A 12,667-nucleotide genomic window follows, 5' to 3' on the forward strand; every position below is an offset into this window, starting at 1 on the left:
CCGCCCCGCACAGGGGCGACGCCTGAAGCGAGCTAACGTAACGCGGATGCCAGCGAAAGCAAAAGCAAAAGCAAAAGCAAAAGCCAATCGCAGATACCAACGCAAAGACAAAAAACACCCCATCAAAGCATGCGCAGCAAAAAACCCTTACCTCAACCCAGCCACCACCCGCCCCATCTCTTCAATCCCACTCTCAAACAACCGTGCAAAGAACGGCATCATATTGGGCAACATCAACTGAATCAGCAGCAAACCAGTAATAACAGTAACCGGCAGCCCAACCTGAAACACCCCAATCTGCGGCGCAGCCCGATTAAGAATCCCCAGCGCAAGATTGGTGATAAGAAGCGCAGTGACAATCGGCAGAGAAAGCAGCAGTGCAGCACTGATCACAGTGCTCCCCCATCCAGCCAGCACACGCCATCCATTGGCGCCGAGCAGATTTGCCGACACAGGCAGCGCCTGAAACGTCTGAATCAGAGCAGAAATGACCTGCAAATGCCCATCGAACGCGAGAAACGTCAAAATCGCGAGCATGTTCATATACCGCGACATGACGTCAGTCGAACCAGCGGCATGCGGATCGAAGAACGTCGCGAACCCGAGCCCCATGCTCATGCCCATGATGTCGCCGGCCGCCTGAATCGCCCCAAACACGAGCTGCATCGTAAAACCGAGCGCCGCACCGATCAAAAACTGATTGACGATGATCCACACGCCCTGCGCGGAAAACACAGTAACCTGCGGCAACGCACCGATAGTCGGCGCAACGATCAGCGTAATGAATCCCGCAAGAGCGACCTTCACGCGAGTCGGCAACGACTTGTCGCCGAACGCGGGCGCCGTCGCCATCAGCGCGAGAATCCGTACGAACGGCCACAGGAACGCCGTAAGCCATACGTTCAGCTGTTCGTAGGTGACGGAGAACATCGCGCGTCGAAAGAAGGAAAGAGAAGGGCGCTCAGTTGGCGAGCGTCGGAATGCTGGTGAACATGTGGCGCGTGTAATCGAGCAGCTTCGCGAGCATCCACGGACCGATCAGCACCAGCGTCACGGCAATCGCGAACAGCTTCGGAATGAACGACAGCGTGGCTTCGTTGATCTGCGTCGCCGCCTGAAACAGGCTCACGACGAGACCGACAACAAGCCCGACGAAAAGCGGCGGCGCAGCCAGCAACAACGCGATGTACATCGCTTCGTGCGCAAGCGTGGTGACGGTTTCCGGCGTCATGGCGTGATTCTCCCTGCGGAATTCAGACGAAGCTCTGTGCAAGCGAGCCAATGATCAACTGCCAGCCATCCACCAGCACGAACAGCATCAGCTTGAATGGCAGCGAAATGGTCGCGGGCGAAATCATCATCATGCCCATCGACATCAGCACGCTCGCCACCACCATGTCGATAATCACGAACGGAATGAACACGGTAAAGCCGATCTGAAAACCCGTCTTCAGTTCGCTCGTCACGAACGACGGCACCAGCAGCGACAGCGGCACATCTTCCGGACCCTGCATCGGCGCGGCGTGCGAGATGCGCGCGAACAGCGCGAGATCGCTCTCGCGGGTCTGCTTCAGCATGAATGCCTTGAACGGCGCGACACCGCGCTTCACGGCCTCGTCCATCTGGATCGTGCCTTCGGAGAAGGGCTTGTAGCCATCGGTGTACGCCTTGTCGAGCACGGGCGTCATCACGAACAGCGTAAGAAACAGCGCAAGACCGACCATCACCTGATTGGGCGGCGTGGTCGGCGTGCCGATCGCCTGACGCAGTAGCGACAGCACGATGATGATGCGCGTGAAACTCGTCATCATCAACACCATCGCGGGCAGGAACGACAGCATCGTGAGCAGCAGCATCGTCTGCACGCTCAGTGAGTACGTCGTGCCGCCGTTCGGGCCGGGGCTCGTGTTGAAGGCGGGCAGACCGTTGGCCTGCGCGTGCGACAGCGTCGGCAGCGCGAACAGCAGCGCGGGCACGGCGAGCGGCGCAATCAGCGCGGCGCCCTTCAGGATGCGCTTTTTCATCGAAGCGGGAGCCTGCCTTGAAGCCTGTGAAAGGACGTGGGAAGTCACAGCGCAGCGGCGCCGCGCGTCAGATCGGTCGTACTGCATTACTGTTCTCCGCTCGCGCGTCGCTGGAAACGTTTGGCCGCTTCGTTTTTGAGCGCGTCGCGAAAGCGTTGTCCGAAAGTGCCGCTCAACTGGACCGGGCCGCCAGAACTGGCTGCGCCGGGCACTGAAAAAGGCGTGCCGGTGGGAAGGGTTGCGCCCGAGGACGCGCCGGCAGGCATGGTATGCAACAGGCGCACATTGCCGGGCGCAGCGCCGAGCACGAGCCACGTATCGCCGATCTCGACGACGGCCACGCGCTCCTTGCCGCCAAGCGACGTCCCGCCGATCGTCTTCACGATCCCGCCGCGCTGGCCCGGTTGCAGGCCGAAGCGGCGCGCGAGCCATGCGAAGCCGAACACGAGGCCGATCACGACAGCAAGACCTACGATCGTCTGCAGCACGGCGCCGACGCCGAGCGACGGCACCGCCGTTCCTGCGCCGACGCTCGAGGCGATCTTCGCGGCGTTGTTGACGGCATTCATGTCGGCGGCGTGCGCAAGATGGAAAGCGCTGGCGCAGAGCATGAGCCCGGCCACGATCACCGTCGACATGAAACGGGCGCGGCGCGGCAGCGGCATGCCGCCTCCATGGAACGCGGCCCGGGTTACTGCGTGTTTCATCGGTTCAGCTTCCGGATACGCTCGGACGGCGTGATGATGTCGGTCAGGCGAATACCGAACTTGTCGTTCACGACCACCACTTCGCCCTGCGCAATCAGGCAGCCGTTGACGAGCACGTCCATCGGCTCGCCCGCGAGACCGTCCAGCTCGACGACGGAACCCTGCGCCAGTTGCAGCAGGTTACGGATCGCGATCTTCGTGCGGCCCAGTTCGACCGTCATCTGAACGGGAATGTCCAGAATCATGTCGATGTCGTTGCGCGTCGTGGACGGCTCGACCTTCGACAGCGGCTGGAACACACCCGCCGTGGTCGCGCTGACCGACGTGTTGTCGTTCTGCTCGGCGAGCGCGCTCGCCCAATCGTCGAGGGCCGCTTCTTCGGCGCCCGAGCCGGGCAACGGATCATTCACCTTCGACTCTTCCGGCATGTCCATATCGGGTGTCGAGTTCAACTCAGTCATATCCCGCTTCCTTCATCTGTTCCGCTGCGCTGATCATCTTCTGCACGCGCAATGCGTATTGACCATTGAAAATTCCGTAGCCGCATTCCATCACCGGCACGCCGTCGACCTTCGCCGTGATGTGCTCGGGAATGTTGATGGGCAGCACGTCGCCCGCCTTCATGTTGAGAATCTCCTGGAACGTCACGGGGACCTGCGCGAGATCGGCCGTCAGTTCCACTTCGGCTGCCTGCACCTGCTGCGACAGCACGCGCACCCAGCGGCGGTCCACTTCGAGCGCTTCGCCCTGGATCGGCGAGGACAGCACGTCGCGGATCGGCTCGATCATCGAGTACGGCATGCAGATATGCAGCGTGCCGCCCGTCGGCCCGAACTCGATCGAGAACTGCGTGACGATCACGATCTCGTTCGGCGTGGCAACGTTTGCGAACTGCGTGTGCATTTCCGAGCGCACGTATTCGAACTGCAGCGGGCGCACGCTCTTCCATGCCGTCGTGTAGTGCTCGAACACGAGGCCGAGCAGCTTGCTGATGATGCGCTGCTCGGTCTGCGTGAAGTCGCGGCCTTCCACTCGCGTATGGAAACGCCCATCGCCGCCGAACAGGTTGTCGACCACGAAGAACACGAGGTTCGGATCGAACACGAACAGCGACGTGCCGCGCAGCGGCTTCACGTGGACGAGGTTCAGGTTCGTCGGGATCGGCAGGTTGCGGGTGAACTCGCTGTACTTCTGCACCTTCACCGGGCCGACGGAAATTTCCGCCGTGCGCCGCATGAAGTTGAATATGCCGACGCGCAACAGGCGCGCGAACCGGTCGTTGATGATTTCGAGGCCGGGCATCCGGCCGCGAACGATGCGTTCCTGCGTCGCGATGTTGTACGGGCGGACACCGGAGCGCTCGGACTGGTCGGATTGCGAGTCGGACTCGCCGGTGACGCCCTTAAGGAGGGCATCGACCTCCTCCTGGGACATGAACTCTTCGTGGCCCATTCCTATTCCTCGTACGTCCCTTCAGTGGCGCGGTGAAAGATCAAATCAGTCGGCACAAGGCGCCGTTACTGGACGACGAATTCGGTGAACAGCACGTCGGAGACGTGCACGGGTTGACCGTTGTCCTCGGTCGGCTCTTCGATCAGCTTTTCGAGTTCCGTGGCGAGTGCTTTCTTGCCGTCGAGCGTCGCGAGTTCCTCGGGATGCTTGTTCGACAGCGCGAGCAGCACGCGGCTGCGGACTTCGGGCATGTGTTCGGTCAAATGTTCCTGAACCTTCTGGTCGGTCAGCTTCAGCGTCAGACCGATGCGCAGATAGTGCTGCTGGCCGTCGTCGGACTGCAGGTTCACCGTCATCGATTCGAGCGGAAAGAAGATGGGTGCAGGCGCGGGCGCCGGCGCTGCTGCCGTTGCGGCGGCGGGCGCACGCTTGGACATGAAGAACCAGGTGGCGGCGCCGGCGGCGCCTGCCGCGACCAGTACGATCAGCAGGATCACCAAAATGCGCTTGACGAGGCCCGGAGAGGAGGGCTTCGCGTTGGCTTGCTGGTTTGCGGTCGTGGTTGCCATGGAATTGATTGCCTCAATGCTGTAGGTTGAATTTTCAGGTGTCCGACGCTGCTGCGATGGGTCGAAAAGAAGGGATATTCAGGGTTAGCTCGTGTGTTTGCCTGCTGGGGTGGGTTTGTTTTTTTGCTGCGCAGGCATGCGGCCGCTTGGCTTTGCGCTGGCATCCGCGTGATGTTGCCGGTTTTCATGCGTTGCCCCTGTGCGGGGCGGCAGTCACTTTCTTTGCCGCCGCAAAGAAAGTAACCAAAGAAAGCGGCTCACACCGAGCCGCTTGACCATCGCCGGGGAACAGGAGCGGCCCAAGCTGCGGCAAACTGTGTGTAGGTTTTCCCGCCTTAAGCGCGAGCACTTCGGACCAGGTCCGGAGTGCTCGCGTGTGCGGCACGACAGCCTACACACAGTTTGCCGCTATAGGGCGCTGGACGCTCTGGAGCAATGGTCAAGCGGCTCGGTGTGAGCTGCTTTCTTTTGCCTACTTTTCTTTGCAGCAGCAAAGAAAAGTAGGTGCCGCCCCGCACAGGGGCAACGCATGAAAACCGGCAACATCACGCGGATGCCAGCGCAACAGCAAACCGCGAACCGCGAACCGCAAACCACATCACGTCACGCGAACGTATCCACCAACCCAACCGTGCGTCGCACCGGCATGCTCACCGTCGTCACGCCACTATCCGCGACGTCGATGCCCACATCGCCACGGCCACTACCGCGGCCACTGCGAGCGCCGCCGCTCTGCTCCTGGCCCTGCTGGCTGCTCTGGCGGGCAAAGCCGTCGCTGACGCTGGCGCTGCCCAGGCCGATGCCGCCTTGCTCCATCGCTTCGCGCAGTTTCGGCAGAGCGGCTTCGACCGCCTCCCGCACCTGCTGATGCTGCGAAACAAAAAGGGCATGTGCATGGTTATCGGCAACCTGGAGGACGACCTGTAGCGGGCCGAGATCGCGCGGGTTGAGCGTGAGCTCCGCCGTCTGCTGATGCGCGTTGGTGAGGAACACGACCTTCTGACTGAACGCGTCTTCCCAATCGTGCGCGCCGACTTGCGGCGCGATCGCGTTCGCCATCGCGGCCGTTGCCGGGTTGGACCCCTGCGTTGCCGTCGTCGTTGCGCTCGCAGCCGCTGCCGCCGATGCGGCCTGAGTCGCCGCGAGCGCGGCGTTCGTGTCGGCGCTCGCGGCGGGCACGGGGTTCGTCTGCGAGAGGTTCGCGCTGGCGGCGGCGAGGGTTTCGGCGGGGCTCGGCTGCGCGGCTGCGGCGGCGGGTGTCGTGGCGGCGGTGGCATTCGCGCCGTTCGCCGTCGCCTCGCCCTTCATGTTGCGCAAGTCGCCGAGCGTCAGGCCCTTGCCCGCGCCTGCGCCCGAACCGCCGAGCGTCGCGTCGCCCGTGGCCGACGTGCCCGAGCCAGCGGATCCGCTCACGCCCGTCGCGGGCGCCGCGCCCTGGCCGTTCGCCATCGCGGCGAAGGCGGCCTGCAATGCGTCTTGAGTCGCTTTCGGATCGAGCGATGCGATCTTCTTCGACGGCGTCTGGATCACAGGCGTGGTCGTGTTGCCGGCGACCGGGGTCGAAGCGGGTGTCGACGGCTGTGCATCGGCCACTGCCGCATTCGCTGCGTCGGCCGCGCCGCTCGCCTGTGCCTGCGCTTGCACGGCGGCGGCTGCGGCCGCTGCGGCTGCCGCCGTCTCCGCGGCTGCGGCGTCCTTGGTCGGCGCGCCGTCGTTGGGCTTCGAGGCCGTGTCGGTCTTGTCCTTGCCGTTCGCGCCATTCGTGCCGTCCGCACCATTGGCGCCGTTCGACGCGCTGCTTTGCTGCGTGTTGTCGGTCTGGCCTGCGGACTTGGTGCTGTCGGTGCCGTTCGAGCTGTCGGCGGCGCTGGTGTTGTTCGAGCTGTTATCGGCGGGCGGCACGTCGTGCACGCTGGAACCATTCGATGCGGACGGCGTCGGCGTCGGCGCGGGAGCCGGCGTGGGCGAGGGCGCGGCAATCTGGTTCTGCGCGGCGATGCTTTGCTGCAGCGTCGTCGAGAACGGCAGCGCGCTGGCGTTCACGCCGTTCGACGCGCTGCTGCCCGATGTGCCGCTCGTCGAGCCGAGCAGCGAGTTGATCAGTGAAAGAGGCGACATGCTGGATCTCGTGTGGTCGTGTCAGTCCCGTTGCGCACCGCAGCGCTTCGCGGCGTGCGGCGTCTTCATGCGCCTTCTGCGCGCATCCGGAGAATTCGTGCGCCGAACTCGTCGGCGTCCCGTTGCTCGCGGCGCGCCGCGACTTTTGCTTCAGCGGCGATGCCGCGTGCTTCCAGTACTTCGTAAGAACCGAGCTTCTGCTTGCTGTGCTGCCATTCGGGCTTGGCCGCTTCGACACGCGCCGTCGCCGTCGCCAGCAAGCCGCGCTGCTGTTCGATAGCGGCGTCGAGCGTGTCGATGAACGCCTGAAAGTTGCGCATGTTGCCGGCGGGCATGCCCGCCTTGGCGGTTTCGGTGAAGCGGCGGTGATACTCGTCGCGGTATTCGATGAGCGCGGTCAGCTGCGCTTCGACTTCGTTGCGCTCGCGCTGCACGCGGCCGAGCTTGCGCGCGGCCGCGTCGACGTCGTCCTGCGCGAGGCCAATCAGCGTCTTGATCGGAAAGTGCTTGCTCATTCAGTCTCTCCTGGCTTGCTAGCCGAACAGCGAGTCGAGGTACGCGATGCTGGCGTCGAAGCCGGCGCTTTCGCGAAAACCTTGCTGCAGGAACGCTTCCATGCGCGGATACAGCGCGATGGCCTTGTCGAGCACGGCGTCGCGTCCCGACGAATACGCGCCGACATTGATCAGATCGCGATTGCGCTGGTAGCGCGACAGCATCTGCTTGAACTGGCGCGTGCGGTCCAGATGCGCGTCGCTGATGAGCGAGGTCATTGCGCGGCTGATCGACGCTTCGATGTCGATGGCGGGATAGTGGCCCGCTTCGGCGAGCGCGCGCGACAGCACGATATGGCCGTCGAGAATCGCGCGCGCCGAGTCGGCGATCGGGTCCTGCTGGTCGTCGCCTTCCGTCAGCACCGTATAGAACGCCGTAATGGAACCGCCGCCTTCCGGCCCATTGCCCGTGCGTTCGACGAGCGCGGGCAGCTTGGCGAACACGGAAGGCGGATAGCCCTTGGTCGCGGGCGGCTCGCCGATCGCCAGCGCGATCTCGCGCTGCGCCATCGCGTAACGCGTGAGCGAGTCCATCAGCAGCAGAACGTGCTTGCCCTGATCACGGAAGTATTCGGCGAGCGACGTCGTATAGGCGGCCGCCTGCATGCGCAGCAGCGGCGACACGTCGGCGGGCGCGGCCACGACCACCGAGCGCGCGAGACCTTCCTCGCCAAGAATCTGTTCGATGAATTCCTTCACTTCGCGGCCACGTTCGCCGATCAGGCCGATCACGATCACTTCCGCGCTGGTGTAGCGCGCCATCGTGCCGAGCAGCACCGATTTGCCGACGCCCGAACCCGCGAACAGGCCCATGCGCTGGCCGCGTCCGACGGTGAGCAGCGCGTTGATTGCGCGCACGCCGACGTCGAGCACCTTGTGAATCGGCTCGCGATGCAGCGGGTTGATGGTCGGCGCCGTGAGCGGCGCATCGTTGCGCGCGTTGAGCGGGCCGAAGCCGTCGAGCGGCTTGCCCGATGCATCGACCACGCGGCCGAGCAGTTCCCAGCCGACGGGCAGACGCTTCGCACCCGCCATCGGATCGGCGATGGGCGCGACTTCCAGCGGATAAACGCGCGCACCGGGCAGCAGACCGGCGACTTCCGTGGTCGGCATCAGAAACAGCTTGTCGCCGTGAAAGCCGACCACTTCGGCTTCCGCCATCGTGCGCGAGCTGCCGGGCGGAAGCTCGATCATCACTTCCGAGCCGACGGCGAGCCGCAGGCCGACGGCCTCGAGCACCAGACCGGCGGCGCGCGTCAGGCGGCCGCAGGCGCGCAGCGGGCGCGCTATCTGATTGCGCTCGCGCAGCCCGTTCAAACGATTGCGCCACGCCTGCAGATGCGGATTGGATGCAAGGGCGGGATCGGGCGCGCGCTTTGGCGCAGCCGCCGATTCGCGGCTCGCGGGCGCGGCAGCGGGATGTGCGCCGCTGGTGTTGTCGTGTGCGTCGTGGTGGGATTCATCGCGCGATTGGCCCGCCGAATGCGCGTCGGAAATCGCGGATTCCAACGCCGCCAGCGACTCCTCCATCTGCGCGACGGTGAGCGCTTCCGCGCCGAACGACGCCAGCGCCAGCTCGCGCTCGAGCGGCGTGAGGTCGCTGTGCTGAATGTCTTCGATGGTCGGCTTTACCATGTGCTTGCCTTGCCGAGCGCAGCCGTCACGCGCTCCCAGCGCGTGCCGATGCCGGCGTCCACTTCGCCCGTCGTGGAGACCGCGCGGCAGCCGCCGCGTTCGACCGCGGGATCGGTGCGCACGCTCCAGCCGCGCGTCTGCAGTTCTTCCAGCAGATACGCTTCGACGACGGGCAGATCGGCAGGGCTCACGATCAGCGCCGGCGCGCCGACCAGCGCCGGTTCCGTCGCCATCACCTCACGCGCGGCGGCGATCAGCGCCGTCGGGTCGTGCTGGACATGCTGGCGAACCACTTGTTGCGCGATGTCGAGCGCGAGCGCGACGATCGTTTCTGACAGTTCATGCTGCACGTTGTCGAGCGCGGCCTTGAACGTTTCGGCGAGCGCGGCAAGCTGCGCGGCTTCCGAGTGCGCTTCCGCCTGGCCCTGCTCGAAACCTTGCGCGCGGCCCTGTTCGTAGCCGGCCTGATAGCCGAGCGCCTGGCCGGCCACATGGCCGGACGCGACGCCCTGCGCATGCGCGGTGTCGCGCAGGCGTTGCAGTTCGGCTTCGAACGCGCCGTCGTCGACTTCGGGTTCCGGCTCGGGCACCGGGTCGAACGAGGCCATCTCCCAGCGCTGGTAGGCCGAGAGGCTTTCCTTGCGCGTGGAGTCGTGCTCAGACATATGCATCTTCCGCCTTGCCGCCGATCACGATTGCTCCAGACTCGGCGAGATTGCGCACGACCTGGAGGATCTTGCGCTGTTGCGTTTCCACTTCCGACACCCGGACCGGGCCGCGCGCGTCGAGGTCTTCCGCGAGCAGCTCGGCTGCGCGCTGCGACATGTTGGACAGGAACTTCTGGCGCAGCGCGGGCTGCGCGCCCTTGAGCGAGATGATCAGCGTTTCCGACTCGACTTCCTTCAGCAGCAGCTGGATCGCGCGGTCTTCCAGGTCGAGCAGGTTGTCGAACACGAACATCTGATCGATGATCTTCTGCGCCAGTTCCGCGTCGTACTGGCGGACGTTGTCGATGACCGACTCTTCGTGATTGCCCGGCAGGAAGTTGAGAATTTCCGCCGCCGTGCGAATGCCGCCCATCGGGCTGCGCTTCAGGTTGTCGCTGCCCGAGAGCAGGCCCGTCAGCACGTCGTCGAGTTCGCGCAGCGCGGCGGGCTGAATGCCGTCGAGCGTCGCGATGCGCAGCAGCACGTCGTTGCGCAGGCGCTCCGTGAAGCACGAGACGATCTCCGACGCCTGATCGCGGTCCAGGTGCACGAGAATCGTCGCGATGATCTGCGGGTGCTCGTTCTTGATGAGTTCCGCGACAGCCGCCGAATCCATCCACTTCAGGCCTTCGATGCCGCTCGTATCGCTGCCTTGCAGGATACGGTCGATGATCACGCCCGCCTTGTCGTCGCCGAGCGCCTTGGTCAGCACCGAGCGGATGTAGTCGTTCGAATCGAGCGAGAGGGCCGTGTGCTTGTCCGCCTCGGAGACGAACTCGTGCAGCACCTCGTCGATCTGCTCGCGGGTGATGTTCTTCAGCGACGCCATCGCGACGCCGATCTTCTGGACCTCACGCGGCCCCAGAAACTTGAATACCTGAGCTGCCTCTTCCTCGCCGATCGACATCAGCAGGAGCGCGCTCTTCAATACGCCTTCAGTGCTCATCGGACACCCAGCTCTTCACGACGGTTGCAACGATCTTCGGATCCTGACGCGCGATCTGACGCGCATATTCGAGGTTCCGCTCATATTTGGCCTTGTCGCTTTCCAGCGAGACCAGCGTTCCTTCCACTTCCTCTTCGGCGGCGATGGCGGCCGCGCTCGGCAGGCCGTCGAGCACCGGCTCGTCCGGCGACGGCAGCGCGGCGACAACCGGTTCCGGCGGCGGGAAGGCGCGGCGCAGCGCCGGCTTGACCATCACGAAGTAGAGGAACAGGGCGACTGCGCCGATGCCCACGTACGTCGCGATCTGCTTGTACATCGCGATCATGTCCCTGGTGCGCCACCACGGCAGGTCGGCATCCGGATCGACGACCTGGGTGAACGCGCTGGTCACCACGTTGACCGAGTCGCCGCGCGCCTGGTTGTAGCCCATCGCGTCGCTGACCAGCAGCTTGACCTGCGCGAGCTTGTCGGCGGGTACCGGCTGCATCGTCGCGTGGCCCTTCGCGTCGACGACGCGCATGTAGTTCACCACCACGGCCACCGACAGACGCTTGATGCCGCCAATCGCCTGCTCCGTGTGGCTCACGGTCTTGCTCAGCTCGTAGTTGGTGGTCGAATCCTTGTGGTCGCTGATCGGTGTCGTCGTCACGCCGCTGGCGCCATTCGCGCTGGCGACGATCGGCGCGGACGCCGGCTGCGGCGGCTGGTTCGACAGCGCGCCCGGCACGCCCGAGGCGCCGCTCTGCGACATTTCCGTCGCGGTGCTGGTCTGCTGGCTGCGAATGGCGGCCTGCTGCGGGTCGTTGTTCGGCGCATAGCGCTCCGAGGTCGACTCCTGCTTCGAAAAATCGATGTCCGCGCTCACCGACGAATGCGCGTTGCCGGCGCCGAACATCGGTCCGAGGATCGCGTCGATGCGCTGCTGCGTGTTGCGCTCGATCTGCTGCACGTACTTGAGTTGGGTTGCGTCGAGGCCGCTGCCGGTGACGCCCGCCTGCGTGAGCAGGTTGCCGTCCTGATCGATGATCGTCACGTTGCGCACGGGCAGGTCGGGCACGGCGGAGGCGACCATATGCGTGATCGCCACGACCTGGCCTTCGTCGAGCATGCGGCCCGGATACAGGTTGACCATCACCGAGGCCGACGGCGCCTCGCGGTCGCGCACGAACACGGTCGGCTTCGGAATCGCCAGATGGACGCGCGCCGTCTTGACCGTCGAAATGGATTCGATCGTGCGCTGCAGCTCGCCTTCGAGCGCGCGCTGATAGTTGATCTGCTCGGCGAACTGGCTGATGCCGAACTTCTGGTTGTCCATCAGTTCGAAGCCGACCGAACCGCTCTTGGGCAGGCCCTGCGACGCGAGGCGCAGACGCATTTCATGCACCTGATCGGCGGGGATCAGAATGGCGCCGCCCGCATCGGAAAACTTGTACGGCACGTTCGCCTGCTGGAGCGCGGCAACGATTGCGCCGCCGTCCTGATCGGAGACATTGCTATACAGGACCTTGTAGTCCGGCGCCCGCGACCAGAGGATCAGCCCCGCGACCACGGCCACCAGCAACGCGACGGCGAAGATCAGCGGCGCGCGCGGGTTGCCGCGCATCTGCGACAGCGACGCGGGAAGGCCCGGGAAGCGCGTGGCGAAGCCACTGCCCGTGCCGCCGAGGTCGAGGCCTGCAGCGCCGCCGGCTGCTCCCGCTGTGCCCGGCTGCGCGCCGGCGAGGCCCATGCGGGCGTCGGGGTTGATCAAAGAGTTGGCTGACGAATCCATGCGTCGGGTTTCTCCGGAATGCTTTTGCGTTCTGCGGCTTACGGCGCCTTACCTTGCCTGCCGACAGAGACTTTCACGTTAGGGATTATCCGCATGGGTAAGCAACCCGATGCGCCGAATAGCGGGGGGTTTCCCCCTTACTTTCACGGCTTTCGCAGCAGGGCCGCTGCTATGCTTCCTGTCC

Annotated in this window: 13 protein-coding genes; all 13 read right to left on the reverse strand. The window is 64.6% G+C overall.

Going from position 1 to position 12,667, the window contains the following annotated elements; genetic code table 11:
• Positions 1 to 147: 147 nt before the first annotated feature.
• The 13 genes from fliR to fliF all read right to left on the reverse strand — a co-directional run bounded on the left by fliR (position 148) and on the right by fliF (position 12,483).
• The gene (gene fliR / locus KFO72_RS32965; protein WP_060599547.1) at positions 148 to 930 is read right to left on the reverse strand and encodes a flagellar biosynthetic protein FliR; all 783 of its coding nucleotides are present in this window, start codon (positions 928 to 930) and stop codon (positions 148 to 150) included.
• Between the two features lie 31 nt (positions 931 to 961).
• Positions 962 to 1,231 (reverse strand): flagellar biosynthesis protein FliQ, encoded by a 270-nt coding sequence (fliQ, locus tag KFO72_RS32970; protein WP_054929246.1) that lies wholly within the window; start codon positions 1,229 to 1,231, stop codon positions 962 to 964.
• Between the two features lie 22 nt (positions 1,232 to 1,253).
• Positions 1,254 to 2,111 carry a flagellar type III secretion system pore protein FliP gene (fliP, locus tag KFO72_RS32975; protein ID WP_098021501.1) on the reverse strand — a complete coding sequence of 286 codons (858 nt, stop codon included), beginning with the start codon at positions 2,109 to 2,111 and terminating at the stop codon, positions 1,254 to 1,256.
• Positions 2,111 to 2,731, reverse strand: coding sequence for a flagellar biosynthetic protein FliO (fliO, locus tag KFO72_RS32980; RefSeq protein ID WP_412101815.1), 621 nt, complete (start codon positions 2,729 to 2,731; stop codon positions 2,111 to 2,113). Before fliO ends, fliP begins: the two co-directional genes overlap by 1 nt.
• Positions 2,728 to 3,192 (reverse strand): flagellar motor switch protein FliN, encoded by a 465-nt coding sequence (fliN, locus tag KFO72_RS32985; protein ID WP_035991507.1) that lies wholly within the window; start codon positions 3,190 to 3,192, stop codon positions 2,728 to 2,730. The genes fliO and fliN overlap by 4 nt, the downstream gene beginning before the upstream one ends.
• Positions 3,185 to 4,183, reverse strand: a complete 999-nt coding sequence (fliM, locus tag KFO72_RS32990) for a flagellar motor switch protein FliM (RefSeq protein ID WP_035991509.1) — start codon at positions 4,181 to 4,183, stop codon at positions 3,185 to 3,187. Before fliM ends, fliN begins: the two co-directional genes overlap by 8 nt.
• Positions 4,184 to 4,248: 65 nt before the next feature.
• Positions 4,249 to 4,752 (reverse strand): flagellar basal body-associated protein FliL, encoded by a 504-nt coding sequence (gene fliL, locus KFO72_RS32995; RefSeq protein ID WP_225033855.1) that lies wholly within the window; start codon positions 4,750 to 4,752, stop codon positions 4,249 to 4,251.
• Between the two features lie 603 nt (positions 4,753 to 5,355).
• Positions 5,356 to 6,870, reverse strand: coding sequence for a flagellar hook-length control protein FliK (locus tag KFO72_RS33000; protein WP_225033856.1), 1,515 nt, complete (start codon positions 6,868 to 6,870; stop codon positions 5,356 to 5,358).
• Positions 6,871 to 6,935: 65 nt separating this feature from the next.
• The gene (gene fliJ, locus KFO72_RS33005) at positions 6,936 to 7,385 is read right to left on the reverse strand and encodes a flagellar export protein FliJ (protein ID WP_035991516.1); all 450 of its coding nucleotides are present in this window, start codon (positions 7,383 to 7,385) and stop codon (positions 6,936 to 6,938) included.
• An 18-nt stretch (positions 7,386 to 7,403) separates the two neighbouring features.
• On the reverse strand, positions 7,404 to 9,059 hold the full coding sequence (gene fliI, locus KFO72_RS33010; RefSeq protein ID WP_107203883.1) for a flagellar protein export ATPase FliI: 1,656 nt from the start codon (positions 9,057 to 9,059) through the stop codon (positions 7,404 to 7,406).
• On the reverse strand, positions 9,053 to 9,730 hold the full coding sequence (fliH, locus tag KFO72_RS33015) for a flagellar assembly protein FliH (protein WP_082433735.1): 678 nt from the start codon (positions 9,728 to 9,730) through the stop codon (positions 9,053 to 9,055). Before fliH ends, fliI begins: the two co-directional genes overlap by 7 nt.
• Positions 9,717 to 10,712: a flagellar motor switch protein FliG gene (gene fliG, locus KFO72_RS33020; protein ID WP_054929240.1), complete on the reverse strand. Its 996-nt coding sequence runs from the start codon at positions 10,710 to 10,712 to the stop codon at positions 9,717 to 9,719. Before fliG ends, fliH begins: the two co-directional genes overlap by 14 nt.
• Positions 10,702 to 12,483: a flagellar basal-body MS-ring/collar protein FliF gene (gene fliF, locus KFO72_RS33025; protein ID WP_060599551.1), complete on the reverse strand. Its 1,782-nt coding sequence runs from the start codon at positions 12,481 to 12,483 to the stop codon at positions 10,702 to 10,704. The genes fliG and fliF overlap by 11 nt, the downstream gene beginning before the upstream one ends.
• Positions 12,484 to 12,667: the final 184 nt, after the last annotated feature.

The organism is Paraburkholderia sp. XV (genome assembly GCF_020177535.1).
GTDB classification, from domain to species: domain Bacteria; phylum Pseudomonadota; class Gammaproteobacteria; order Burkholderiales; family Burkholderiaceae; genus Paraburkholderia; species Paraburkholderia caribensis.